This is a genomic window from Bradyrhizobium sp. NC92, assembly GCF_025200865.1.
Classification (GTDB): Bacteria; Pseudomonadota; Alphaproteobacteria; order Rhizobiales; family Xanthobacteraceae; genus Bradyrhizobium.
On sequence record NZ_CP104171.1, the window covers coordinates 7,658,508 to 7,683,239 of the forward strand.

Annotated in this window: 21 protein-coding genes; 8 read left to right on the top strand and 13 right to left on the bottom strand. The window is 64.4% G+C overall.

Annotation, left to right across the window (positions count from 1 at the left end; translation table 11 throughout):
* Positions 1-243: 243 nt before the first annotated feature.
* Positions 244-1,995, top strand: coding sequence for an ABC transporter ATP-binding protein/permease (locus N2602_RS35605; RefSeq protein ID WP_260381025.1), 1,752 nt, complete (start codon positions 244-246; stop codon positions 1,993-1,995).
* Positions 1,996-2,300: 305 nt separating this feature from the next.
* Here N2602_RS35605 and N2602_RS35610 read toward each other — a convergent pair whose 3' ends face one another.
* From N2602_RS35610 to N2602_RS35630, 5 genes are all read right to left on the bottom strand, one after another.
* Entirely contained in the window at positions 2,301-3,314 is a 1,014-nt protein-coding gene (locus tag N2602_RS35610; RefSeq protein ID WP_172787139.1) for a TorF family putative porin, read from the bottom strand.
* 429 nt (positions 3,315-3,743) lie between these two features.
* Positions 3,744-4,091 carry a histone gene (locus tag N2602_RS35615; protein WP_260381026.1) on the bottom strand — a complete coding sequence of 116 codons (348 nt, stop codon included), beginning with the start codon at positions 4,089-4,091 and terminating at the stop codon, positions 3,744-3,746.
* Between the two features lie 85 nt (positions 4,092-4,176).
* Entirely contained in the window at positions 4,177-5,499 is a 1,323-nt protein-coding gene (gene glcF, locus N2602_RS35620; protein WP_260381027.1) for a glycolate oxidase subunit GlcF, read from the bottom strand.
* Positions 5,496-6,734: an FAD-binding protein gene (locus tag N2602_RS35625; RefSeq protein WP_260383795.1), complete on the bottom strand. Its 1,239-nt coding sequence runs from the start codon at positions 6,732-6,734 to the stop codon at positions 5,496-5,498. The genes glcF and N2602_RS35625 overlap by 4 nt, the downstream gene beginning before the upstream one ends.
* Before the next feature lie 52 nt (positions 6,735-6,786).
* The gene (locus N2602_RS35630; protein WP_260381028.1) at positions 6,787-8,280 is read right to left on the bottom strand and encodes an FAD-linked oxidase C-terminal domain-containing protein; all 1,494 of its coding nucleotides are present in this window, start codon (positions 8,278-8,280) and stop codon (positions 6,787-6,789) included.
* Between the two features lie 229 nt (positions 8,281-8,509).
* Between N2602_RS35630 and cycA the strand changes: the two genes are divergently transcribed.
* Positions 8,510-8,905, top strand: a complete 396-nt coding sequence (gene cycA / locus N2602_RS35635; protein WP_172787135.1) for a cytochrome c-550 CycA — start codon at positions 8,510-8,512, stop codon at positions 8,903-8,905.
* 117 nt (positions 8,906-9,022) lie between these two features.
* On the opposite strand, the gene N2602_RS35640 is transcribed toward cycA, so the two are convergent.
* Positions 9,023-9,979, bottom strand: a complete 957-nt coding sequence (locus N2602_RS35640) for an alpha/beta fold hydrolase (RefSeq protein ID WP_212259314.1) — start codon at positions 9,977-9,979, stop codon at positions 9,023-9,025.
* A gap of 328 nt (positions 9,980-10,307) precedes the next feature.
* Between N2602_RS35640 and N2602_RS35645 the strand changes: the two genes are divergently transcribed.
* Positions 10,308-10,490: a hypothetical protein gene (locus N2602_RS35645; protein ID WP_172787133.1), complete on the top strand. Its 183-nt coding sequence runs from the start codon at positions 10,308-10,310 to the stop codon at positions 10,488-10,490.
* Positions 10,491-10,497: 7 nt separating this feature from the next.
* Here N2602_RS35645 and N2602_RS35650 read toward each other — a convergent pair whose 3' ends face one another.
* The 3 genes from N2602_RS35650 to ykgO all read right to left on the bottom strand — a co-directional run bounded on the left by N2602_RS35650 (position 10,498) and on the right by ykgO (position 11,759).
* Entirely contained in the window at positions 10,498-10,758 is a 261-nt protein-coding gene (locus N2602_RS35650; protein WP_260381029.1) for a hypothetical protein, read from the bottom strand.
* A gap of 124 nt (positions 10,759-10,882) precedes the next feature.
* Entirely contained in the window at positions 10,883-11,518 is a 636-nt protein-coding gene (locus N2602_RS35655; RefSeq protein WP_212259312.1) for a tetratricopeptide repeat protein, read from the bottom strand.
* A 115-nt stretch (positions 11,519-11,633) separates the two neighbouring features.
* Positions 11,634-11,759, bottom strand: coding sequence for a type B 50S ribosomal protein L36 (ykgO, locus tag N2602_RS35660; RefSeq protein ID WP_006611362.1), 126 nt, complete (start codon positions 11,757-11,759; stop codon positions 11,634-11,636).
* A gap of 340 nt (positions 11,760-12,099) precedes the next feature.
* On the opposite strand from ykgO, the gene N2602_RS35665 reads away from it, so the two are divergent.
* Positions 12,100-12,984: an amidohydrolase family protein gene (locus tag N2602_RS35665; protein ID WP_036021159.1), complete on the top strand. Its 885-nt coding sequence runs from the start codon at positions 12,100-12,102 to the stop codon at positions 12,982-12,984.
* Between the two features lie 64 nt (positions 12,985-13,048).
* Here the strand turns inward: N2602_RS35665 and N2602_RS35670 are convergent, their stop codons facing one another.
* Positions 13,049-13,783 carry an SDR family NAD(P)-dependent oxidoreductase gene (locus N2602_RS35670; RefSeq protein ID WP_212259311.1) on the bottom strand — a complete coding sequence of 245 codons (735 nt, stop codon included), beginning with the start codon at positions 13,781-13,783 and terminating at the stop codon, positions 13,049-13,051.
* 159 nt (positions 13,784-13,942) lie between these two features.
* On the opposite strand from N2602_RS35670, the gene N2602_RS35675 reads away from it, so the two are divergent.
* From N2602_RS35675 to N2602_RS35685, 3 genes are all read left to right on the top strand, one after another.
* Entirely contained in the window at positions 13,943-14,314 is a 372-nt protein-coding gene (locus N2602_RS35675; RefSeq protein WP_260383796.1) for a helix-turn-helix domain-containing protein, read from the top strand.
* Positions 14,315-14,503: 189 nt separating this feature from the next.
* Complete coding sequence (locus tag N2602_RS35680; RefSeq protein WP_260381030.1) at positions 14,504-17,914, top strand: AAA family ATPase; 3,411 nt, start codon at positions 14,504-14,506, stop codon at positions 17,912-17,914.
* 238 nt (positions 17,915-18,152) lie between these two features.
* On the top strand, positions 18,153-21,563 hold the full coding sequence (locus tag N2602_RS35685) for an AAA family ATPase (protein ID WP_260381031.1): 3,411 nt from the start codon (positions 18,153-18,155) through the stop codon (positions 21,561-21,563).
* A gap of 160 nt (positions 21,564-21,723) precedes the next feature.
* On the opposite strand, the gene N2602_RS35690 is transcribed toward N2602_RS35685, so the two are convergent.
* Entirely contained in the window at positions 21,724-22,419 is a 696-nt protein-coding gene (locus tag N2602_RS35690) for an alpha/beta fold hydrolase (protein ID WP_260381032.1), read from the bottom strand.
* 111 nt (positions 22,420-22,530) lie between these two features.
* Here N2602_RS35690 and N2602_RS35695 point away from each other — a divergent pair, with 111 nt between their 5' ends.
* Positions 22,531-23,454, top strand: a complete 924-nt coding sequence (locus tag N2602_RS35695) for a LysR family transcriptional regulator (protein WP_260381033.1) — start codon at positions 22,531-22,533, stop codon at positions 23,452-23,454.
* Between the two features lie 53 nt (positions 23,455-23,507).
* On the opposite strand, the gene N2602_RS35700 is transcribed toward N2602_RS35695, so the two are convergent.
* A complete protein-coding gene (locus N2602_RS35700) occupies positions 23,508-24,209 on the bottom strand; it encodes an aquaporin (protein WP_260383797.1) in 702 nt (233 codons plus the stop codon).
* A 1-nt stretch (position 24,210) separates the two neighbouring features.
* Positions 24,211-24,699 (bottom strand): DUF3237 domain-containing protein, encoded by a 489-nt coding sequence (locus N2602_RS35705; protein ID WP_260381034.1) that lies wholly within the window; start codon positions 24,697-24,699, stop codon positions 24,211-24,213.
* Positions 24,700-24,732 lie beyond the last annotated feature (33 nt).

Sequence of the window (24,732 nt, forward strand, 5' to 3'; positions counted from 1 at the left end):
CGATAACCCCCGCGTTGGACGTGAATTCCTCGTGAATGCAGCGGTTCCCGGCCGCTCACAAGGTCGCGAAATCCCGGGGCATCCCACCCCGCGGCATCGAAGCCCATGCTAGGGTTGCAAGCTGCGACAAGCCAACGCAAATTGCAGACCTTGCGACTTTAGTCTAAGTGCGCCCATTTTCGCCGTTGCCTCAGGTCTTTGGCTCCGGGCATTTGTGCACATCCCCCGAGGAGACCCTGCTCTGTGAAGAACATCAGCGCCACGCTCGCGATCGTCTGGCGAATCGCCGCCCCCTATTTCCGATCCGAGGACAAATGGGCCGGCCGCGGCCTGCTCGCGGCGGTGGTCGCGATGGAGCTGGCGCTGGTCGCGATCGACGTGCTGGTGAACCAGTGGCAGAACCGGTTCTACAGCGCGCTCCAGAACAGCGACTGGGACGCGTTCGTCACGCAGATCTGGATCTTCGTCGCGCTGGCCTCGACCTATATCGCGCTGGCTGTCTACAAGCTGTATCTGAACCAATGGCTCCAGATCCGCTGGCGGCAATGGCTGACGCGACATTATCTCGGCGAGTGGCTGGCGGGCTCGACGCATTATCGCATGCAGCTCAAGGGCGATGCGGCCGACAACCCGGACCAGCGCATCACCGAGGACGTCAAGAATTTCGTCGAGCAGACGCTGACCATCGGGCTCGGCCTGCTCTCGTCGATCGTGACGCTGTTTTCCTTCGTGATCATCCTTTGGGGCCTTTCCAACGCCGCGCCGCTGCGCCTGTTCGGCACCGATGTCATGATCCCCGGCTATCTGTGCTGGGGCGCGCTGATCTACGCGATCTTCGGCACCGCGCTGACGCACTGGATCGGCTCGCCGCTGGTCAACCTCAATTTCGAGCAGCAGCGTTATGAAGCCGACTTCCGCTTCAACCTCGTCCGCGTGCGCGAGAATTCCGAGCAGATCGCGCTGCTCAGGGGTGAAGGCGCCGAACGTGCCCGCCTGCTCGATCGCTTCGGCTTCGTGATCGCCAATTGGTACGGCATCATGAGCCGGACCAAGCGCCTCACCGCGTTCACGGCCAGCTACCAGCAGGCCGCCGTGCTGTTTCCCTACGTGCTGGTGGCGCCGGCGTTCTTCGCCAAGAAGATCCAGCTCGGCGACATGATGCAGACCGCATCCGCCTTCTCCAGCGTCCAAGGTGCGCTGTCGTTCTTCGTCACGGCTTACCGGTCGCTGGCGGAATGGCGCTCGATCGTTGCCCGTCTCGATGGCTTTGAGATGTCGGTCGCCTCGGCGGTCAATTTGCCGGCGCATGAGCCGGCCATCACGCTGGAGGTCGCCGGGCGCCATGTCGATCTCGCGCAGCTCTGCGTGAACCTGCCCAACGGCACCCCGCTGGTGGCCGCCAAGGCCTTCACCATTCAGGCCTCGGAGCGCGTGCTGGTGACCGGGCCGTCCGGCTCCGGCAAGTCCACGCTGCTCCGGGCCATCGCCGGCATCTGGCCGTTCGGCACCGGCACGGTTGTCATCCCGGAGAAGGCCAAGCTGATGATGCTGCCACAGCGGCCCTATTTCCCGCTCGGCATGTTGCGCGATGCCGTGGTCTATCCGGCAGCGTCCGGCGCGTTCGAGGCCACGCAGGTCCGCGACGCCCTGATCGCGGTCGGGCTGCCCGATCTCGCCGAACGGCTCGCGGAGGACGGCCACTGGAACCGGATGCTCTCGCTGGGCGAGCAGCAGCGTCTCGGGCTTGCGCGCGCGCTGCTGCATGCGCCGGACTATCTGTTCCTGGACGAGGCCACCGCCTCGCTCGACGAGCCGTCGGAAGCCCGGCTCTACCGGCTGCTGGCGGAGAAGCTGCCGCAAGCCACCATCGTCTCGATCGGCCACCGCTCGACGCTCGACGCCTTCCACACCCGCAAGGTGACGCTGGTGAAGGACGGCGCGATCCACGTGGTCGGCGGCGAGCGGGCGGCGGCGGAGCCGAGCGCGGCGCGCTGAGGCGCAGGCGGCCTCGCCCGCTGTCCTTACGGTCTGAGGGACGGCCCCAACTTGGGCCTCGTCATTGCGAGGAGCCTTTGCGACGAAGCAATCCAGACTGCCTAGGCGGAAAGACTCTGGATTGCTTCGCTGCGCTCGCAATGACGGAGTGTGAGGCAGCGGCGGCGTCCTGCCGGTTCGCAAGCCCCTAACGCAGCTTAGTAGTATCTTGGCCGGACTGCCCCGTCTCTTCCTACCTCCGCCGCCCAAAGCAAAAGGGCGGCAGGTTGCCCTGCCGCCCTCGCGAAGTCGTTTCGGAAAGAAACTTACTTCAGGTTGGTCATCGCCGTCAGGTCGAACGAGAGCTTGGCGACGCCAGCCGCGCTGCACCAGTTGGAGCCGAAGCCGCCCGGGTTGATGGGGGTGAAGCTGCTGCTGAACTTCGCGGTGTGATCGCTGGTGAAGGCGTTGCAGTCGCCCTTGTTCAGATCGGTGTCGTAGTAGCGCAGATCGAGCGTGAACACCTTGTAGGTGAAGCCGACGCCAACGTTCCAGGTGTTGTAGCTCGGCTCCTTGATGCCGTTCGCATACACCGGATCGCCCGCGATGCCGTAGAAGATGTCCGAAGTGCCGAGCCACTGCCGGCCGAACTCACCCGACACGTACATGCCGACGCCACTGGCGCCGAAGATCGTGCTTGGCGCGGTCCACTTGGCGGTGACCGAGGCGTAATTGCCCCAGGCACCGAGGTTCAGGAAGTTCGGCGAGTAGTACTCGTTGAAGCCGACCGTCCACTGATCGTTGAGGGTGACGTTCAGCTTGGCATAGGCCTCGAAGAAGCTCGCGTCCTTCTTGGCGAAGTTGCCGTTGATGGGAAGGCCGATGGCGCCCTGCGAGTAATCGATGTCGCTGCCGCAATTGCCCTGCGCCAAGGTCCCCTGCGAGCCGAAGCAGCTTCCGCCCGGATAGAGGTAGCCCCAGACACCGAAGTCGAAGGCGAACATGCCGAAGGTCGGGCGGATACCGCCGTAGATGTCGACTTCGGCCGCAGCACGGTTCGGGAACGAGATGCTCGAGGCAGACGTACCGATGTAGAGCTGGAGGTCCTTGTTGACGTTGTAGCGCGGCTCGAAATAGGCCGTGACCGACGGATTATGGTTGGACTGGGTGATGCCGCGGAAGATGTAATCGCTCATGATGCCGGCGCCGAAGGCGATATCCCACGGATCGAAGGCCGGCGGCGGCGGGGCTTTCAGTGCCTTTACGCGCAAGTCTGCCGCGAAAGCCGAGCCCGTCGTCACAATTGCCAGCGCCGTTGCCAACAAAGCCACTTTTTTCATTTCGGTCCCCATTTACCCGTTCTTACTCAGCAGTCGCCCCCGGAAGCCCCCCGGGACATGCGGCCTACCTGCAAAATTGCGTTACTGCGGCAATTTGGATCGGTGGATCGGAACGGTGAAGCAAAAAGCGCGGGCATCTGCCGACTTTTTGGGCGTTTTGACGATTCTAAGAAAGGTTGTCAGCCGGTGTGGCTTCTCGATCACATCATTTGCCCTCTAGAGGGCACGGCAGACCCGTGTAAGCCCGGGGACAAGCCGGCGGCGTGACATCTGCGCTTACGAATCAGGCTGGGCCGGACACGGCGGCCGATGCTGGGCTGCGGCGATGCAAAAAGGCCGCAGCATCAGGATGCCGCGGCCTTCTTGTTACAGTCCCAAGCTGTAGTCCAAGTGACAGTCTGAAGCGACAGTCCGTGAAAGGTCGGCTTCCTACCCCTGTCCCTCGGCAGGCGCCGCTTCCGCAGAAGACGAAGGCATCGCCCAGCTTGTCTCGGCGGGCGCCGGGGTCTCCGCCGGTGCCGACGGCTTCGGAGCAGGCGCTGCCTTCGCCTTCTTCGGTGCCGCCTTCTTCGCGGCCTTCTTCGGAGCAGCCTTCTTGGCCGCCGCCTTCTTTGCTGTCTTCTTGGCAGCCTTCTTCGGGGCGGCCTTCTTGGCAGACTTCTTCGCGGTCTTCTTGGCTGCCTTCTTCTTCGTCGCCTTCTTCGCGGTCTTCTTCGCCGCTACGGCCTTTTTGGCCTTCTTGGCCTTCTTGCTTTTCTTCTTCTTCGCTTTCGCCATCGTGGTCCTCCTGTTGCCGCCGAACAATGATCGATCGGGCGTCTTCAGTCGTCACCTCGGGAGGACAGTTCAAGCTCCTGAAAGCTCAAACCTGCGCGTTCAGTGCCGGCCGCGCCCCGCCCGTCGCCCAATCGAGAAGCTCAATCGTGTGTACGACCGGAACTGACGTGCCACTGGCAATCTGCACCATGCAGCCGATATTGCCCGCGGCAATCATGTCCGGCTTGACGCTCGCGATGTTGGCGACCTTGCGATCGCGCAACCGGCCCGCAAGCTCGGGCTGGAGAATGTTGTAGGTCCCCGCCGAACCGCAACACAAATGGCTCTCGGGTACATCTTTCACCACGAATCCATTCTTGGAAAGCAATTCTTTCGGAAGGGCTGTGATTTTCTGTCCATGCTGCAACGAACACGCGGAGTGATAGGCGACGACGATGTCGTCCGCTCTCGCCGCCGTCGCGAGCTCGAGGCCGGCGACGTATTCGGTGATGTCCTTGGCGAGCGCCGACACCTTCGCCGCATCGGCCGCGAACGCAGTGTCCTCGCGCAGGAGATAGCCGTAATCCTTGATCACCGTGCCGCAGCCGGAGGTCGTCACCAGGATGGCATCGAGCCCCTCGCCGGCCATTTCCTTGCGCCACGCCGCGACGTTGGCGCGAGCCCGCGCCAGCGCATCCTGGTCGTTGCCGAGGTGATGGGTCAGCGCGCCACAGCACTGCTCGTCCCTGACAAGGACGACCTCGATGCCATGGCGGGTCAGGAGACTGATGGCGGCCTGGTTGATGCGGGGCGCCAGCACCTGCTGGGCGCAGCCCTGGAGCAGCGCCACGCGTCCGCGCTTCTTGCCGAGCGCCGCGAACACGCTGCCGGCGGCGGGTCCGGCGGGCGGCAGCCGGTTCGGCGCCAGCGCCAGCATCGCCTTGATGCGCTGGATCAAGCCGGGCGTCGCCGAAGGCCGGGGCGTCGGCAGCAAGTCGCCCAGCGGACGGGCGAGCCGCGCCAGCCACATGCTGATGCGAAAGCGCTGCGGGTCCGGCAGGACGAAGGCCAGCACCTGGCGCAGCAGCCGCTCGGCCAGCGGCCGCTGGTAGCGCTGCTCGATCCGGACCCGGGCCTGGTCGACGAGGTGCATGTAGTTCACGCCCGAGGGGCAGGTCGTCATGCAGGCAAGGCACGACAGGCAGCGGTCGATATGCTTGACGACATCGGCGGTCGGCGCCTGGTCCTTCTCCAGCATCTCCTTGATCAGATAGATGCGGCCGCGCGGGCTATCGAGCTCGTCGCCAAGCAGCACATAGGTCGGGCAGGTTGCGGTGCAGAAGCCGCAATGGACGCAGGCGCGCAGGATCTTGTCGGCTTCCGCGATATCGGGGTCGGCGAGCTGCGCGAGTGAGAATTCGGTCTTCATCGGCCAGCGCTCCGCGTGAGCCGCCCCCGGTTGAGAATGGTCTTCGGATCGAAGCTGGCGCGCACCCGCTCGCTCAGCGCGGCAATACCCGGTGCCTGCGGATGGAACACATCGACGTCGCGCCTGACATCATCAGTCGCCCGGATCAGCGTGGCATGCCCACCGACCGCGTTCGCGCGCGCCCGCACGAGCGCGGCATGCGCGTCCGGCTTCGGCGGGAGCGCCGCCCAGATCAGGCCGCCGCCCCAATCGTAGATCACATCGCCGCCCGTCTCGCGCGCCAATTGAGTGCCGAGCGCCGCGCCCGAGGCCGGCGGGCAGACGATCCGCCAGACTGGCCAAGCGCCGAGCGAACCACTGGCCGCAAACGGCAGCACGTCGCGGATGGCGGTCCACAGCGCCGCGGATGCCGCGTCCTCGATCAGCGTCGCGGTTCCAAACGGCGCCAGCAATTCGCGCAGCGAGCCGGCGCGGTGCGCAGCAGATGCGGTGATGCCCTCGAGCCGCAGCACCGTCAGCGCCTCGCCCTCCCCTGCGAGATCGCCGAGCCCCTCGGTCCTGGCCCGGAGCGCCGATTTCGGCAGATGCGCGGCAGCCGAGACGTCAAAGGGCGAGCCGAGCGCCGCGGTCATGGCCTTGTTGGCGGCGGCATCGTCGAGCCCGCGCAGCAGCAGCGTCCGCTCGGCCTCGGGCTTGGGCATCACCTTCAGCGTCACTTCCGTCATCACCGACAGCGTGCCCCAGGACCCCGCCAGCAGCTTGCAGAGGTCGTAGCCGGTGACGTTCTTCACCACCTTGCCGCCGGTCTTGAAACTATCGCCGAAGCCGGAGACGGCATGCGCGCCGAGCAGGTGGTCGCGCGCCCCGCCCGCCCGGATGCGCCGCGGCCCGGCAAGCCCGGCCGCGATCATGCCGCCGATGGTGCCTGACACCGGCGTGCCGAGCAGCGGCGCGGTATCCATCGGCTCGAAGGCGAATTGCTGGTTCTTGGCGTCGATCAGCGCCAGCACGTCGGCAAGCGGCGCGCCGGCCTGGAGCGTGATGATGAGCTCGTTCGGCTCGTAGGAGGTGACGGCATTGAGCGCAGAGACGTCGAGCACCGCGTTGGTCGCCATCGCATGGCCGATGCCGCGCTTGCCGCCATGGCCGATGATCTCGAGCGGCTGCTCGTTGGCAATCGCCGCGCGCACCACCTCTTCGACGTCTTTGGCGTCTCTGACCTTGAGCGTATCCACCACTGAGCCGGTATCGAAGTTCACAAAGGAAAGCAATTCGTTCATCGCGGATCTAAAACCGCGGCAAATCCGGGAACGCCAGCTTGCCCGCGTGGACATGCATGCGGCCGAGCTCGGCGCAGCGGTGCAGGGTCGGAAATACTTTTCCGGGATTGAGCAGGCCCTGCGCGTCGAAGGCGCATTTCAGGCGCTGCTGCTGGTTGAGGTCGATTTCGCTGAACATGTCGGGCATCAGATCGCGCTTCTCGATGCCGACACCGTGCTCGCCGGTGAGCACGCCGCCGAACTCGACGCAGGCGCGCAGGATGTCGGCACCAAAAGCTTCGGCGCGCTCGATCTCGCCGGGCTTGTTGGCATCGTAGAGGATCAAGGGGTGCAGATTGCCGTCGCCGGCGTGGAACACGTTGGCACAGCCGAGCTGGTATTTTTCGCCGAGCTCGCGGATACGCGCGAGCGCCTTCGGCAGCGCGCCGCGCGGGATCGTACCGTCCATGCAGAGATAATCGGGCGAGATGCGGCCCACCGCCGGGAACGCTGCCTTGCGGCCGGCCCAGAACAGGTTGCGCTCGGCCTCGGAATTGGAAATCTGCAGCGTCACCGAGCCGCAGCCTCGTGCGATGGTCTCGACCCGCGTGATCAGCTCGTCGACCTCGATCTTGGGCCCGTCGAGCTCGATGATGAGCAGCGCGTCGACATCGAGCGGATAGCCGGCATGGACGAAGGCCTCCGCGGCGTGGATCGCGGGCTTGTCCATCATCTCCATGCCGCCCGGGATGATGCCAGCGCCGATGATGCGCGCGACGCATTCGCCGGCCGCCTCGACTTGCGCGAAGCCGACCATCAGCGCGCGCGCCGTCTCCGGCTTCTGCAGGATGCGCACCGTGATCTCGGTGATGACGCCAAGCAGGCCTTCGGATCCGGTGATGACGCCCATCAGGTCATAGCCGGGATTCTCGCACCCCTTGCCGCCGATGCGCAGGATCTCGCCGCTCATCAGCACGATCTCGCAGCCGAGCACGTTGTTGGTGGTCATGCCGTATTTCAGGCAATGCACGCCGCCGGAATTTTCAGCCACGTTGCCGCCGATCGAGCAGGCGATCTGGGAGGACGGATCCGGCGCGTAATAGAAGCCGGCATGCGCGACCGCCTGGCTGATGGCGAGATTGGTGACGCCTGGCTCGGTGACGACGACGCGGTTGTCGAAATCGATCTCGCGGATGCGCTTGAACTTGCCGAGGCCGAGCAGCACGCCGTCCTCGAGCGGCAGCGCGCCGCCGGACAGCGAGGTGCCGGAGCCGCGCGGCACCACCTTGATGCCCTGCGCGGCGCAATATTTCAGGATGAGCGAGACCTGCTCGGTCGTATCCGGCAACACCACGACCATCGGCGGCTGCCGATAGGCGGTCAGCCCGTCGGATTCATAGGCCCGCATTTCGGCAGGCGTATCAATCACGCCCTCGCCCGGCACGATGGCGCGCAAGGCGGCGGCGATTTCGCTGCGACGCGCCAGCACGCCCTGGTCGCTGGCGGGCATCATGATGGCCATTTTAAGAAGCCCTCGTCCGACGGATGGAATTGTCTCGGCAAATCAATCATGTCTTGCCGTCCTTGGGTAGGTCCTCCGAAGGTCCCATTGCTTTGTTGCAGCGCAAGTTCTCTCTGGGGCAAGTCTGCTAGCAGGAAACCTGTCAAAGTTTCGCGGCTTGTCCCCTTGCAACGGACCTGCCAAAACCACGACCCTCCATCTGACCCGGGAAGAGACGAAGAGCACACTTATGACAAAACTGACTTTCGGCGCGCTGACGATCCTCACCGTCATTGCCACCGCACCTGCCGCGATGGCGCAGGATGTCGCGGCCGGCAAGACATCGTTCAACAAGTGCCTGGCCTGCCACGCGATCGGCGAAGGCGCCAAGAACAAGGTCGGCCCCGAGCTCAACGGCCTCAACGGCCGCAAGTCGGGCACGGTAGAGGGCTATAGCTACTCGGACGCGAACAAGAATTCCGGCATCACCTGGGACGAGGCCACGTTCAAGGAATACATCAAGGACCCCAAGGCCAAGATCCCCGGCACCAAGATGGCGTTCGCCGGCATCAAGAACGAGACCGAGATCAACAATCTCTGGGCCTTCCTTGCCCAATACGACAAGGACGGAAAGACCAAGCAGTAAGCGCGCAAGAGGCCGCCGCTGAGCTTCGGTTCTGATTGGATCAGAATCGAAGCTCTAGCTTTCTTACTTTGACGCGTTTTCTTCCCGCGAACCGGTTTCCACTTCGCTCGAAACGCTTTAGTCGGCGGCCGCCTGCGCCGGGGCGATGTTTCCGATCATCGTCTCGATCTCCGCCTTCACGAGATCCGGCACGGCGTTCTGCACCATGTGGCCGAGATCGGGCAGCACGATCAGCTTTGCATTTGGCACCGCCGCGGCGAACGGGCGCGCGTGGATGCTGGTTCTCACCGTCTTGTCGGGCTCGCCCGCGATGATCGTGACCGGCGCATTGATCTCGCCATAGCGCGCGACTTGCGCGGCAACCGACTCCTTCAGCGTCACCAGATCATAGGCATTGGCGATGAACTCGCGCGGGCGCAGCAAGAGCGGCGTCGCGGAGTCCTGCACGAATCCGTCCGGCATCGTCTGCGGCAGGAACACGTTGCGGGCCCCGGCTTCGGTGACGAAATAGCCGAGCGGCAGGGTGATCGTGTAGGCGAGCAGCGGGCCGATGACTGGCGTTGCGATGATCTCGTTGTAGCGCCCGACGCCGCCGCGCCAGGGATGCGTGACGGGCGCGAGCATCACGAGACCCGCAACGCGGTGCGGATGATCGAGCGCGATGCGCGCGCCGAGCGCGCCGCTCCAGGAATGCACCACGAAGACCGCGCGATCGATCCCGAGCTTGCCAAGCGCCTCGTCGATCATGCGCGCCTGGATCTGCGGCGTCGAATCCTGCCGGCTCGCGCGCGTGCTCCAGCCATGGCCGGGACGGTCGATCAGAATCACGCGGTGATCCCTGGCGAGGAGATCGCCGAGCGGCCGCCGCATCGCTTCGAGATTGGAGCTCGCGCCGTGCAGCATCACGATCGGAGGACCGGAATCGCGTGGGCCGATGTCGACGAGATGAAGCGTCGCGCCATCGACCTCGATCATGCGGCCCTGCGGCGGAAAGGCCCGCTGCACGGCGACGACCCCGGCCTGCGTGAGCAGCGCCAGCAGAACCAGCGCCGTCACGACTGACATCACGATCATGGAGAGAATCCGGGTGATCCTGGGCACGGGGCAGTTACGGGTCTGATCGGGCGGCAGTTTCGCCGCCGGCAGTCAGCGCTTCCACTGAAAATGCAGGGGGCTGTGGATATGTGCATAATTGTCGATCGAGAAAACTCAACGAAATCAGAGCTATTCCAAGCGGCACGCAAGCTTCGGACCAGCTTCATGCAGGCGTCATCGCGGCTTCCATATAATCGCCACGGTCGGTTCCGCCATCTAGGCGCGGATGGGCGCCGATCCTCCTCGCAGCTTGGGAATGCGGGAAAGACCGGCAGGATATGTCCTGGTTTGAACCGGAGAATTTTTGATGAGCTTCAGATCGAACGACACTGCAATCGACGAAATCGTCGCGAGCTGCAACGGCGACCTGCGCGGTGCCGTGCGGGCGCTGCTGCTGATCAACGAGCATCTCGAGGCGGAGCTTGCAAGAGCTTACGCCGCAGCCGCCGACCGCGGCCTGGTCGAGCGCGGCAGCAGCGTCCTGCATTGAGGACCGGCTAGTTCGCCCCGTCCTCTTCTTTTTCCTGCTCGGGCGTGACCGGGGGGCAGACGCGGATCGTCGACCGGGCAAGCTTGGCATCGGCCCTGGACTTGTAGGGACCGTCGCCGAACCAGATGTCGCCGAGGATGACTGGATTGCTGGTCACGATGGTGCATTTGCCGGTGGCGCGGTTGCCGACCACCCAGAACAGTCCGTCGGCGAGGCTCACCGTTCCCGACGCGAGCAGCAATACAGCTGCGACCACCAAACGCTTCATGGCTTTCGCTCCTGCCATGCAGGTAGGCCTGCAACAGGCCCCGCAATAGTCCTTGCGACGCCTTGGCTCGGATCGTGGTTAATCCGCGCCGGCCGCGATCGCTCGAGAAATCATCGACTTATAGCTAGATGTCGCGGCCTTCGACCTTCTCGGTCAGCGCCTTGACCTGATCGGGGATCTTTTCCAGGTGCGGATTGACGGCGAGCGCCTTGCGATAGGCCTCGAGCGCGCGCCTCTCGTCACCGACCTCCTGCATGATCATGCCAAGACCGGCGAGCGCGCCGAAATGGCGCGGTTCCCGGATCAGCACTTGCTGGATGTCCGCGAGCGAGCGGCCATAGTCGTTCTGCATGTAATAGAGCGTGGCACGCCGGTTCCAGGCCTCGATGTAATCGGGCCTGAGCTTGATGACCGAATCCAGGAGCTTGATCGCGACGTCGATCTTCTTCGCATCGACCGCGGTCTTGGCGCGTGACATCAGGAGCGCGGCGGTGTCGCTCGGGGTCTGCAGCCAGATCGCCCAGATCCGCGCCTCGACATGCTTGGCGCTGGCCTCGTCGGGCGCCGCCTTCAGCGCGCCGAACAGGAAATCGAGATTCTTGCTGCGGTCGACCTTCGGCAGCTTTGACGGCGCCTCGGGGAGCTTCTTCTGCTTGCCGGGGGGCTCGACCTGCTGGGCCAGGGCGACCGGCGCAAGGCCGACGGTTCCCAGCACGAGGGCCAGACACAGGGTGCGCGCGAAACGGAATCTCACTGCCATGGTGAAAGTCTAAACGCGCAAAGCCGCCCTTGCAAAGCAAAGGCGGCGTCAAACTCGTGTGAGACCGTGGTCTTGCGGGCGCGCAGCGGCGCCCAGCGGGGATCAGCCGCTCAGGTCAGCCCTGGCGCGCCTTGAAGCGGCGCTGCACCTTGTTGATCACATAGACCCGGCCCTTGCGGCGGACCAGGCGGTTGGCGCGATGGCGACCGCGCAGCGATTTCAGCGAGTTACGGACCTTCATGGCAGAATCCTGAACGTTCGAAAGGCCGTGTTCGGCACTACCGTTTCGGCACGCGCGAATGTGGCAAAATGAGATTTTCCCCGCCGGCGGACCAGCCGCCCGGGACGGGGCGGTTCTTAAGGCATGGCGGGAGGTGATGTCAATGTTGACTGCCCCACCGGTCCCGCAAATCCGTGAAAACAACCCCATGCACAGTAGAAGCGGCCGGATCGGCCCGATCCGGCGCATGGGAGGTCAGCCCCGGCAAAGACTTTCGCGGCCTGCGCTTTCGCCGCCACCAGCGCCTTGCCAAATTCGTTATATACTATAATCAATTCGGCAACCCGTCGGGAGGACACAAATGCCAAAGCTGAAGCTGCCTGATATCGACAAAGTCGTCGCGATCGACATCCACACCCATGCCGAGGAGCCCTGCGGCACCCATCCTGACGACGGCTATGACGATTTCCAGGCGCAGATGGCGGAGTATTTCAAGTCGCCGCACAAGCATCCGCCGACGGTGCCGGAGACCGCCGCCTATTACCGCTCCAAGAACATCGCCGCGGTGATCTTCCCTGTCGATGCCGAGCGCGAGACCGGCTTCCGCCGCTACAAGAACGAGGAGATGCTGGAGATCGCCTCCGAGCATCTCGACGTGCTCATCCCCTTCGTCTCGATCGACCCGCACAAGGGCAAGCTCGGCGCGCGCGAGGCGCGCAAGCTGATCGAGGAATACGGCGTGCGCGGCTTCAAATTCCACCCGACCATGCAGGGCTTCTACGCCAACGACCGCATGGCCTACCCGCTCTACGAAGAGATCAACAATGGCGGCGCGATCGCGCTGTTTCACACCGGCCAGACCGGCGTCGGCTCCGGCATGCCGGGCGGCATGGGCATGCGGCTGAAATATTCCAACCCGATGTACATGGACGACGTCGCGGCCGATTTCCCCGACCTCAAGATCATCCTCGCCCACCCCTCTTTCCCCTGGCAGGAAGAGGCGCTCTCGGTCGCGACCCACAAGCCGAACGTCTACATCGACCTGTCGGGCTGGTCGCCGAAATATTTCCCGCCGATCCTGGTGCGCTACATCAACTCGATTCTGCAGGACAAGATGCTGTTCGGCTCGGACTGGCCGGTGATCACGCCGGACCGCTGGCTGTCGGATTTCGCCAAGATCGAGATCCGCGACGAGATCCGGCCGAAGGTGCTGAAGGCGAACGCGCGGAAGCTGCTGGGGATCTGAATTAGGCACGCAGAGCATCGAGGGCTTCGATCCCGCGGATCGAAGCCCTCTTGCTCAAAAAGTCTCAGACCTGCGCCAAGCCGCCGTCGACGAAGACCTCGCCGCCGGTCATGTAGCTGCTGTCCGCGGACGCCAGGAATGCGGCCACTGCTCCGGTCTCGCTGGGGTCACCGACGCGCCCGATGGGCGTGGCGCTGCCGAGTGCATCGAATGCTTCCTCGCCCACGACCTCCAGCGCCAGCTCCGTCTTGGTCGGCCCCGGCGACAGCACGTTGACGCGGATGCCCGTGCCGCGCAGGTCCTGCGCCCAGCTGCGCGCGAGATTGCGGATCGCCGCCTTGGTCGCGCTGTAGATGCTGAATTGCGGCGTCCCCATCACGCCCGTGCTCGATCCGGTCAAGATGATCGACGATCCCCTGCGCATCAGCGGCAGGGCTTTCTGCACGGTGAACACCAACCCTTTCACGTTGACGTCGAAGATCTGGTCGTAATGCTCGACCGTGATCTGGCCGAGCGGCGCAAACGCGCCGGTCCCGGCATTGGCGAACAGGACGTCGACGTTGCCGCGTTCGGCTTTCACCGTCGCATACAGCCGGTCGAGGTCGGACAAGTCGGTGACCGATCCCTTGACTGCGCGCGCCGAAGACCCCAGCTGCGCGAGCGCAGCGTCGAGCGGCTCCTGCCTTCGCCCGAACAGATAGACGAATGCGCCCTCATCGACGAACCGTTTGGCGGCTCCGAGCCCGATACCGGTTCCACCGCCCGTCACCACCGCCGTCTTGCCTTGTAGTCTGCTCATGATGTGCTCCCTTCATTGAGGTTGCACTGAGCTGGCGGCGTACCCACCTATCGACAAGTATGCACCTTTTGGTAAGTACCCAAAAAAATGTCAGATCGTTCAGACCCCATCTCCCCGCCGGCGCAAGCTGAAGCAGACGTCCAACGTTGCACGCCGACTTTGCCCGGCTTCACCTGCGGCCTCGACGCGACCCTGCGGGTCGTCTCGGGCAAGTGGAAGCCGCTGATCCTGTACTTCGTCGCTCAGGACGGACCGACCCGTTACGGCGAGCTCCGGCGCGCCATACGCGACGTCAGCGACAAGGTGCTGAGCCAGCAGCTGAAGGAGCTGGAGGCCGATGGCCTCGTGAAGCGGACCGACTACAAGGAGGTGCCTCCGCGAGTGGACTATAGCCTCACCCCGCTGGGTCACAGCCTCGCCCAGGCCCTCGTACCGCTTTGCACATGGGGCACGGAGCACATGGCGGAGGTCAGTCGGGTGTTCGCCGAGCGGGAGGGCTGGACGCGTCCAGGACGTCGGCCGACCGTGTAGCTTGCGCGGCTTCGTCCGTGGTGCTCCGCCCCCGAACGCAGCGCTTTGGCGCAACTCGCCTCGAGTCCGGCCTGGGCCAGAAGTTGTTCTTGCTCGGAGTTCGTATCTTGACGTTTCATCGCGCAGCGCACGCCATCTTGAGCTAGACTGGAGCACCTTAGCGCTGAAGACGAGAGCCGGGAGGAGCCCATGGATATCGGGGCCTGGCTGTGCGGTCTGGGGCTGGGACAGTACGAGCAGGCGTTCCGGGAGAACGACATTGATGCCGAGGTCCTCATGGACCTCACGGCGGAGGATCTGATCGGTCTTGGGGTCGTCTCGATCGGCCATCGCCGCAAGCTGCTCGCCGCCATTGCTGCCCTGCCCGCCGGTTCAATGTCGGCTACTACCATTGCGCCCCTCCCTACCATCACCCCCGGAAACGCTTCGCTTGCACCCGAGGCCGAGCGCCGCCAACTCACTGTGATGTTTGTCGACCTTGTCGACTCGACCGCGCTCGCGGCCCGGCTCGACCCGGAGGAAATGGCCGAAGTCCTGCGGACCTATCAGAACGCGGTGACGGGCGCGATCGGAAGGTTCGAAGGGCATGTCGCGAAGTACATGGGCGACGGTGTCCTGGCCTATTTTGGCTATCCGCGCGCCCACGAAGATGAGGCCGAACGCGCGGTGCGGGCCGGCCTCGCCGCGGTCGCGGCGGTCCATAGTCTGGCATCGGCGCATGGCGAGATGCTGGCGGTCCGCATCGGCATCGCGACCGGCCCGGTCGTTGTCGGTGAGCTGATCGGCGAAGGCGCGGCGCGCGAGGAGACGGTGGTCGGCGACACGCCGAACCTTGCCGCGCGCCTGCAAACCCTGGCCGAGCCCGACACCGTGGTGATCTCCACACGCACCCGAGAGCTCATTGGCGGCCTGTTCGAGCTCGCCGAGCTCGGCCTGCAGATCCTAAAGGGATTTCCCGATCCCCTGCGTGCATGGCGTGTGGTCGGCGAAGGCGCCGCCGAGAGCCGGTTCGAGGCGTTGCACGGCGCAGGCCTGACGCCGCTGGTCGGTCGCGACCACGAGATCGGTCTCCTGCTCGAGCAGTGGGAGCGCGCCAAAGAGGGGGAGGGCCAGGTGGTGCTGCTGGCGGGCGAGCCTGGTATCGGCAAGTCACGCCTCGTGCGGGCGCTGCGCGAGCGACTTGAAAACGAGCCGCATACGGCCCTGAGCCACTACTGCTCATCGCACCATCAGACCAGTCCGCTGCATCCGGTGATCGGCCTGTTGGAGCGGGCGGCAGGATTTCCCGCGGACGATCTCGTCGCGACGCGGCTCGACAAGCTCGAGGCGCTGCTTGCGCTATCGAGCGATGATGTTCCCGTGGTGGCCCCGCTGCTCGCGGCATTGCTGTCGCTCGAGGCCGGTGCGCGCTACCCGCCGCTCGACCTGAGCCCGCATCGGCAGAAGGAGCGGACGCTCGAGGTGTTAGTCGATCAGGTCTTGGGCCTCGCAACACGCCGTCCCGTCCTTGCCCTGTACGAGGACGTGCACTGGGCAGATCCGACCTCGCTCGAGCTGCTCGATCTCCTGATCGACCGGGTGCAAGGCGCCCCCGTGCTCGTCCTCATCACCTTCCGGCCCCAGTTCGAGCCCTCCTGGACACGCTATGCCCATGTCACCGCGCTGACCCTCAGCCGATTGAGCCGCCGTCAGGGAGCGGCCATCGTTGGTCGGCTGAGCGGTGGCAAGGCGCTACCTCCTGCGGTGCTCGATCAGATCGTCGCCAAGACGGACGGCGTGCCGCTGTTCGTCGAAGAGCTGACGCGGACGGTGCTGGAGACCAACCTGCTCCGCGATGAGGGCGACCACTACGCGCTCGCGGGACCGCTGCCGCCGATGGCGATTCCGGCCACGCTCCAGGAGTCGCTGCTGGCCCGCCTCGAACGGCTGGCTCCGGCCCGTGAGGTCGCCCAGGTCGCGGCCGCGATTGGCCGGGAATTCTCTCATGAACTGCTCGCGAGGACGACGGCGCTTCCAGAGAGCGAACTACAGGCTGCGTTGGACGACCTCGTCGGCTCGGGCCTGGTGTTCCGGCGCGGGACGCCGCCCCTGGCGACCTACAGCTTCAAGCACGCGCTCGTGCAGGACGCCGCCTATGCGACGCTGGTGCGCGCGAAGCGGCAGCGCTTGCACGCCCGGATCGCCGCCGCGCTCGAGCAGCATTTTCCGGAGACAGTGCAGGCGCAGCCCGAGCTGCTGGCCCATCATTATACGGAAGCAGGCCTGGCCGAACCGGCGATCGACTATTGGCTGAGGGCGGGGCAACGAGCGATCGCTCGCTCGGCGATGACCGAAGCGGTGGCGCAGTTGCGAAACGGCTTGAATCTGCTCAAGGGTGTCCCCGAGGCCGATCGGAGCCGGCGCGAGCTTGACCTCCAGATAGCCTTGGGCGTGGCGCTGATGGCCACGCAGGGCTGGGCAGCACCCGAAGCGGGACGCGCCAACGCCCGGGCTCGCGAACTCTGCGAGCAGATCGGGGCCACTTCCCAACTCTGGCCCGTGCTCTACGGTCAATGGGTATTTCACGGCGTACGCGCCGAGCACACAGCGGCGCGCGAAGTGGCAGACGAGTTTCTGCGCCGGGTACAGGACCATCAAGAGACCTCCGCAACCCTCGTGGCTCACCGCGTCAGCGGGACCGGTTCCTTCTGGCGCGGCGAGGTGGCTGCTGCCCGCAGCCATTTGGAGCAGGCGCTCGCTCTCTATGACCCGGAGCGGCATCGCTCCCTCGCCTTTCTCTACGTGCAGGATCCGCGCGTTGCGGCCTTGTCGGGGATCTCATGGACATTGTTTGCGCTAGGCTATCCGGAGCAGGCCCGGGCGCGGAGCCGCGAGGCGCTCGACTCCGCCCGCGAACTCGCTCACCTCAACACGCTGGGATACGCCCTGTTGTTCTCGTGCTTCTTCGAGCAGTACCGCGGCGCGTGGCGAGAGGCACAGGAACGAGCCGAGACACTCGTCGAGCTCTCGACGGAGCAGAACTTTCCGCATTTTCTCGCGGCAGCCACGGTGATCCGGGGATGGGCCTTGACTCAGTCGGGTGAGCTGGAGACAGGGCTCGCGCAACTTCTGCGGGGTCTTCCCGCGTGGCGCGCCACCGGAGCTGGGCTCTATGAGCCTTATTTCCTCGGTCTTCAGGCCGAGGTGCTCGGCCGTTCCGGCGCGGCGGAAGAAGGCTTGGATCTGGTCGCACAGGCGCTGCACCGAGTGGAAGAAACCGGTGAGCGATGGTTCGAGGCCGAGCTGCATCGGATGACAGGCGAGCTGATGCTGCGGCTGCCTAACGCCGATGCGAGGGCCGCGGGAGCACGGTTCGGCATTGCGGCTGCAACCGCGCGCCAGCAGGGCGCCAAGCTGTGGGAGTTGCGTGCGGCGACACGCCTCGCTCAATCGTGGAAAGAACAGGGTCGGTGCGGTGAGGCGCACGACCTGCTGAGTCCACTCTACAGCCAGTTCACCGAGGGCTTTGGGACGCCGGATCTGCAGGCTGCCAGCGCAGTGCTTCGGGAGACCATTGCCAGCTCCGAGCCGAAGAAGCCGATCCCACGTTCCGGCAGTTAATTCCGCATTCGGGCATGGGGATCTCTTGGCCAGATCGTCTGTGGATCTCGTCGGTTTTGCTCCCATAGGGCCGGACCGGACCTGGAGAGCGTTGCACCGCGCGGTTATCTATTCGAGTGCCTGCTCCCAGGAATTGCCGTTTTCCCGCAGTCGTTCGTGACGTTTTATCGCGCTTCGCTCAGACCGTTTTGCGGTAGGCTGATGTACCTGGTGCTGAGACAAGAGCCGGGAGGCCCCCATGGACGTCATGGCTTGGCTGTGCAGTCTGGGGCTGGGACAGTATGAACAGGCGTTCCGCGAGCATGACATCGATGCCGAGGTCCTCATGGACCTCACGGCTGAGGATTTGATCGGGATCGGCGTCGCCTCGATCGGTCATCGCCGCAAGCTGCTCGCCGCCATTGCCGCTCTGCGCGACGGCTCAATTTCGGCGAGGACTCCCGCCAACGCCGCGAGCGCTGCTATCTCCTGGAAGGCCTCGCTTGCATCCGAGGCCGAGCGCCGCCAACTCACTGTGATGTTTGTCGACCTTGTCGACTCGACCGCGCTCGCGGCCCGGCTCGATCCGGAGGAAATGGCCGAAGTCCTGCGGACCTATCAGAACGCGGTGGCGGGCGCGATCGGAAGGTTCGAAGGGCACGTCGCGAAGTACATGGGCGACGGTGTCCTGGCTTATTTTGGCTATCCGCGCGCCCACGAAGATGAGGCCGAACGCGCGGTGCGGGCCGGCCTCGCCGCGGTCGCGGCGGTCCATAGTCTGGCATCGGCGCATGGTGAGATGCTGGCGGTCCGCATCGGCATCGCGACCGGCCCGGTCGTTGTCGGTGAGCTGATCGGCGAAGGCGCGGCGCGCGAGGAGACGGTGGTCGGCGACACGCCGAACCTTGCCGCGCGCCTGCAAACCCTGGCCGAGCCCGACACCGTGGTGATCTCCACACGCACCCGAGAGCTCATTGGCGGCCTGTTCGAGCTCGCCGAGCTCGGCCTGCAGATCTTAAAGGGATTTCCCGATCCCCTGCGCGCGTGGCGTGTGGTCGGCGAAGGCGCCGCCGAGAGCCGGTTCGAGGCGTTGCACGGCGCAGGCCTGACGCCGCTGGTCGGTCGCGACCACGAGATCGGTCTCCTGCTCGAGCACTGGGAGCGAGCCAAAGAGGGCGAGGGCCAGGTGATCCTGCTCGGAGGCGAGCCTGGCATCGGCAAGTCACGCCTCGTGCGGGCGCTGCGCGGGCGACTGGAACATGAGCCGCATACGCCTCTGAGTCACTACTGCTCACCGCACCATCAGACCAGCCCACTCTATCCGGTGATCGGGCTTTTGGAACGGGCAGCGGGCTTTGCTGCGGACGATCCCGCTGCAACCCGGCTCGACAAACTCGAGGCGCTGCTTGCGCTATCGACCGAACACGTCATCGCGGTGGCTTCGCTGCTCGCGGCGTTGTTGTCGCTGGAGACAGATGCGCGCTACCCGCCGCTCGACATGAGCCCGCATCGGCAGAAGGAGCGGACGCTCGAAGTTCTGGTCGATCAGGTGCTCGGTCTCGCAAAGCGCCGGCCCGTGCTGGCGCTGTACGAGGACGTGCACTGGGCAGATCCAACCTCCCTTGAGCTGCTCGATCTTTTGACCGACAGGGTGCAGCGCGCCCCGGTGCTGGTCCTCATCACCTTCCGGCCCGAGTTCGTGCCGCGCTGGACGCGCTATGCCCACGTCACCTCGCTGACCCTCAGTCGGTTGAGCCGCCGGCAGGGCGCAGCAATGGTCGCGCGGCTGAGCGGTGGTAAGGCTCTGCCGCCTGCGGTGCTCGATCAGATCGTCGCCAAGACGGACGGCGTGCCGCTGTTCGTCGAGGAGCTGACGCGGACCGTGCTGGAGACCAACCTGCTCCGCGATGAGGGCGACCGTTACGCGCTCGCCGGGCCGCTGCCGCCGATGGCCATCCCAACCACGCTCCAGGAGTCGCTGTTGGCCCGGCTCGACCGGCTGGCCCCCGCTCGTGAGGTGGCCCAGGTCGCGGCTGCGATTGGCCGGGAATTCTCTCATGAACTGCTCGCGAGGACGACGGCGCTTCCGGAGAGCGACCTGCAGGCGGGGTTGGATGACCTCGTCGGTTCGGGCCTCGTGTTCCGGCGCGGCACGCCGCCTCAAGCGACCTACAGCTTCAAGCATGCACTCGTGCGGGACGCCGCCTATGCGACCCTGGTGCGGGCGAAGCGGCAGCGCTTGCACGCCCGGATCGCCGTCGCGCTCGAGCAGCATTTTCCGGAGACAGTGCAGACGCAGCCCGAGCTTCTGGCCCATCACTACACGGAGGCAGGATTGGCCGAACCGGCGATCGACTATTGGCTGAAGGCGGGACAAGCAGAGATCGCGCGGTCGGCCACAGCAGAGGCGATCACGCAATTGACCAAGGGGCTCGACTTGATTCCTGCTCTCCCCGACGACGCCCCACGATGGAGGCGGGAGCTCGAGCTGCAAATCGCGCTCGGCGTCGCCTTGATGGCGGCAAAGGGCTGGGCCGCACCGGAGGTCGGCCGGACCAACGCACGGGCCCGAGACCTGTGCGAGCGCCTCGGCGAGACGTCGCGGCTCTTTCCCGTTCTCTATGGGAAGTGGGTTTTTCACGTCGTACGGGCGGAGCTCGAGGCCGGTCGGACTGCAGGCGAGGATTTGCTCCGCCGCGCCCAGGCACAGAACGATACTGCCGCCGAAACCATCGGCAATCGCATCGTCGGAACCGCTGAATTGCTTCGCGGCGAGTTGACAGCTGCGCGCGCCCATTTGGAGCGGACGCTCGCCCTCTACGATCCGACCGCTCACGGGTCGCTTGCCTTCCTGTTCGCGCAGGATCCCAGTGTGGCGGGACTTTCCGTTCTATCCTGGGCACTGTTTGCCCTCGGCTATCCTGAGCAGGCTCAGGCGAGGAGCCGAGAGGCACTGAGCGGCGCGAAGGAGTTGTCCCACCGCAATACCCTCGGCTATGCCCTACTGTACGGCTGCATCCTGTCGCAGCTTTGCCAGAATCACGACGAGGCCGGCGATCGGGCGAATGCGCTGATCGCACTGGCAGCCGAGCAGGATTCCCCACACTTCCTCGGAGCCGGTATCATCATTCGCGGTTGGACGCTGGCCGAGGCTGGAGATCTTCGGGGCGGTCTCGCGCAGATCCGAGACGGGCTTTCGATGTGGCAGGCCACCGGAGCAGGCTTCCTAGTGCCCTATTTCCGAAGTCTGTTTGCCGAGGTCCACGGCCGGTCCGGTGCAGTGAACGAGGGCCTGGATATTATTAGCGAGGCGCTGCACCGCGTGGAAGAAACCGGCGAGCGATGGTTCGAGGCCGAGCTGCACCGGATGATGGGCGAGCTGATGCTACGGCTGCCGAACGCCGATGCGAGCGCCGCGCAAGCTCGGTTAAGCCATGCCGCGGCAATTGCGCGCCAGCAGGGCGCCAAGCTCTGGGAGTTGCGCGCAGCAACACGCCTCGCAGGATTGTGGAGAGAACAGGATCGGTATGTCGAGGCACGAGACCTGCTCGCACCACTCCATAGCCAGTTCACGGAGGGTTTTGCGACACCGGACCTACAGGCGGCCAGGGTAGTACTTCGAGAGATCACCGCTCGCTCCGAGACGACGACGGATTCCAAATACCCATAGAGATGCGCCTGGCCGATCCGACCTCGACCTCGTGTGTTGAGCAGTGGCGCGCTGCCGTTCATGCGCACGCCTCCAAGCGGAGTTCTTGTGATCACAACGGCCTGGCCGCCGGGGCGAAGCCGCCCTATAGCGGCTTCGCCCATGCCAACACCTGGTTCGATCAGCCTTTTTGAACGGCGGCTGCCGCCTTGCGGATGACGTCGATGACGAGATCGGGTTGGGACAGCATGGTGACATGGCTGCTGTCGGTCTCGATCGTGGTGGCGTTGATGCGCTTGGTCAGAAAGCGCTGAAGATCGGGATGCACGGTCTGGTCCTTGCGGGCGAGGATGTACCAGCTCGGCTTCGTCTTCCAGGCGACCTCATCGAGATCTTGCTGCTCGAGCAGGTCGGCGGCGGGCGGGTAGTGGGTCGCCCACACCAGCTTCTGCTCCTGCTCGGGAAGATCTCCAGCAAAATACTTGACACCTTCCGGCTTGATCCAGACGCGTCCGCCTGCGACCTCGATCTGGGAGAATATCTCATTGGGGTATTTGTTGAGCTCGCTCTGTACGGTCTCGTGAACATCCGGAACGACGGCGGCGATGTAAACCAGGCCGGCGACGCGCTCGTCGGTCCCCGCGCCCGTGATGGTGGCGCCTCCGTACGAGTGACCGACGAGGATTGCGGGACTGTTGACCCGCCCCAGCGTGCGCTTCACGGTCGCGACGTCATCGGTATAGCTATTGAGCCCGTACTGGACGGCGATCACTTGGTGACCGTCGGCCTGCAGGGTGGGGATGACCTTGCTGAAGCATGAGCCGTCGGCCCAGAGGCCGTGACAGAACACGATGCTGGGCTTGGAGGTTGTCGACATTTTCTTTCTTGTCCCTTGGTGGTTGGAAACTGCGCGAAGCTAAATCCTCCTTCTGTTGATGACTAAGACCTTGTAGGCTCGGAGCTATACCTTGGAGATATACGAGGGCAAATGGAACTTCGGCACTTGCGCTACTTCGTTGCCGTCGCGGAGGAAGGCAGCTTGTTGACCGCTGCCCAGCGGCGGCTGAACACCTCACAGCCGTCCTTGAGCCGGCAGATTCGCGATCTGGAAAACGAAGTTGGCGTACAATTATTCGAGCGCCAGGCGCGCGGCGTGACGCTGACGGCCGCAGGAAAAGTGTTTCTCGATCACGCACGGCTGGCGCTGTTGCAGGTCGAGGCGGCGATGGATGGCGCTCGGCGGACGGCCGAGCCGCAAAGACCTGTGCTTTCGATGGGCTTCCTGGTCGGATTGGAGGTGACTTGGCTGCCTCATCTATTGCGCATGCTCCGCGAGGACGCACCCGAGGTCGAAGTCACGCTGTGTACTCTATCTTCCCCAGAAATCGCCCTCGCATTGATGCGGGGAAAGTTGGACGTCGGTTTCCTACGGCCTGAAAAGGAGAGTGTTGGTCTGGTCTTCAAGACGCTGGCGAAGGAGCCCTTGATCGCCGTGCTGCCGGCTGACCACCGTTTGGCATCGCGCAAGAAGATTCGGCCGCAGGATCTCGCTCGGGAAGTCTACGTCAGCTCGGCAAGAACCTCTCCGGTGCTCCAAGCCGTCATTCAAGACTACGCAACAAGGGCGGGAATCACGCTCAAGGCAAAGTACGAAGGCGAAAACATATCTTCGGCCATGTCGCTGGTCGCGTCCACGGGCGGAGTTAGCCTGGTTCCCCTCTATGCGCAGAATATGCTGGCACCCAACGTTGTCGCCAGAGCGCTCGACGGGGGAACGCCAACGGTCGATTTAGCCTTGGGCTACAACCAGGCAAATTCCTCACCGTTGCTGCATCGGCTGTTGTCTCGGGCAGATGAATTGATCGCAAACGTTCAGAACCAGAGCATCATCCGCTATGTCGAGGTTCAATAATTTGGGATGCGGAAAGTCCGATGAAGTCGACTAGGCGGTGTTCGCTTCAAACCTCAAACACCAGCTCGTGCCGGCAACAACCAGCGAAACACAACGATCGCGGCACCCGCGCCGATGACCTCTGCCGCGATGAAGCCGATGACATCCTGGGGCCTTATGCCTGCGAATGAGTCGGTAAAAGCGCGTGCGATGGTCACCGCTGGATTGGCAAAGTCGGTCGCTGTGAACCAGAAGGCACCGCCGATGTAAGCGGCGACAACGCCAGCAACTGATGCCGGACGAAGCCGTGAGCAAACCCATACCGCTCCGAGCAGTCCGAATGTCGAGACGAACTCGCTCAACAAATTGGAAAAGCCGCTTCGGTCGTTGACCGAGACGGAAAAGACCGGCGCTGCAAACATTGCATTCGCCACACCCACTCCCAACAAGGCGCCGACGAGTTGAACGGGAACGTATGAAGCCCCCGTTCGAAGCGGCAAATCGCCTCTGATGACGAGCGCGGCGGTCACCAGGGGATTAAAATGAGCCCCGGACACAGGACCCAACCATTCAATCAGCGCATATAGCGCCGCGGCTGTGGCGAGTGCATTGGCAATGAGCGCGACAGCCGTGTTGCCGCTGGCCAGCCGGGCCCCGAGAATGCCGGAGCCCACCACGGCCATCAGCAGAAAGCAGGTCCCGAGTCCCTCCGCCGCAAGCCTTTGCGACAAGTTGAAGTCGGGAAAATGGGAACTCGAGCCCTCGCTTGCTGCCACGTCAGACAACCTGGAAGATCTTGTAGGCCACCGCGCCCTCGACGAGATATCCGGTTCCGACGCAAACGATGTCGTTCATCCAGGCGTAGGCGGAAGAGCCTGTCTCGAACAACGGCTGCGTTCGGAAATAGTAGCGTGAGGGATCGACTGTGTAGCGCTTGGCCGGATCGGCCATGTTGGCCTTCAGTTCGGGCGGCGTGATCCAGCGTCCGCCATAGGTCATGTAGATCAGTTCGTTGTCGTCAGTACGCAAGGTCAGACGCACGTCGAGAGCCATCTCTCCGTGGGGCCGGAAGAGGGCCCAGTCGCCGCCGCCAGCAAGAACTTCGCCGCGCACGCGCTCTCCGGCGAACGATCCCCCCGCGGCGCCGAATAGAACCCGCCGGCCGACGGGCGTCTCGCCAAAGGAAAGACGTGGATCGAGATCAACGACGATGTCGAACAGCGGCACCGTTTTGATATCGGCAACAGGTTTTATGCGCGGATCCATCGTGCCATTCTCCATTGCGTAAACGTGTGATGC

What these genes read in the sequence shown, in the direction of transcription:
- N2602_RS35610 (WP_172787139.1), bottom strand. Translation starts at nt 3,314, where the DNA reads ATGAAAAAAGTGGCTTTGTTGGCAACGGCGCTGGCAATTGTGACGACG.
- N2602_RS35615 (WP_260381026.1), bottom strand. Translation starts at nt 4,091, where the DNA reads ATGGCGAAAGCGAAGAAGAAGAAAAGCAAGAAGGCCAAGAAGGCCAAA.
- glcF (WP_260381027.1), bottom strand. Translation starts at nt 5,499, where the DNA reads ATGAAGACCGAATTCTCACTCGCGCAGCTCGCCGACCCCGATATCGCG.
- N2602_RS35630 (WP_260381028.1), bottom strand. Translation starts at nt 8,280, where the DNA reads ATGGCCATCATGATGCCCGCCAGCGACCAGGGCGTGCTGGCGCGTCGC.
- cycA (WP_172787135.1), top strand. Translation starts at nt 8,510, where the DNA reads ATGACAAAACTGACTTTCGGCGCGCTGACGATCCTCACCGTCATTGCC.
- N2602_RS35640 (WP_212259314.1), bottom strand. Translation starts at nt 9,979, where the DNA reads ATGATCGTGATGTCAGTCGTGACGGCGCTGGTTCTGCTGGCGCTGCTC.
- N2602_RS35645 (WP_172787133.1), top strand. Translation starts at nt 10,308, where the DNA reads ATGAGCTTCAGATCGAACGACACTGCAATCGACGAAATCGTCGCGAGC.
- N2602_RS35650 (WP_260381029.1), bottom strand. Translation starts at nt 10,758, where the DNA reads ATGAAGCGTTTGGTGGTCGCAGCTGTATTGCTGCTCGCGTCGGGAACG.
- N2602_RS35655 (WP_212259312.1), bottom strand. Translation starts at nt 11,518, where the DNA reads ATGGCAGTGAGATTCCGTTTCGCGCGCACCCTGTGTCTGGCCCTCGTG.
- ykgO (WP_006611362.1), bottom strand. Translation starts at nt 11,759, where the DNA reads ATGAAGGTCCGTAACTCGCTGAAATCGCTGCGCGGTCGCCATCGCGCC.
- N2602_RS35665 (WP_036021159.1), top strand. Translation starts at nt 12,100, where the DNA reads ATGCCAAAGCTGAAGCTGCCTGATATCGACAAAGTCGTCGCGATCGAC.
- N2602_RS35670 (WP_212259311.1), bottom strand. Translation starts at nt 13,783, where the DNA reads ATGAGCAGACTACAAGGCAAGACGGCGGTGGTGACGGGCGGTGGAACC.
- N2602_RS35680 (WP_260381030.1), top strand. Translation starts at nt 14,504, where the DNA reads ATGGATATCGGGGCCTGGCTGTGCGGTCTGGGGCTGGGACAGTACGAG.
- N2602_RS35685 (WP_260381031.1), top strand. Translation starts at nt 18,153, where the DNA reads ATGGACGTCATGGCTTGGCTGTGCAGTCTGGGGCTGGGACAGTATGAA.
- N2602_RS35690 (WP_260381032.1), bottom strand. Translation starts at nt 22,419, where the DNA reads ATGTCGACAACCTCCAAGCCCAGCATCGTGTTCTGTCACGGCCTCTGG.
- N2602_RS35695 (WP_260381033.1), top strand. Translation starts at nt 22,531, where the DNA reads ATGGAACTTCGGCACTTGCGCTACTTCGTTGCCGTCGCGGAGGAAGGC.
- N2602_RS35705 (WP_260381034.1), bottom strand. Translation starts at nt 24,699, where the DNA reads ATGGATCCGCGCATAAAACCTGTTGCCGATATCAAAACGGTGCCGCTG.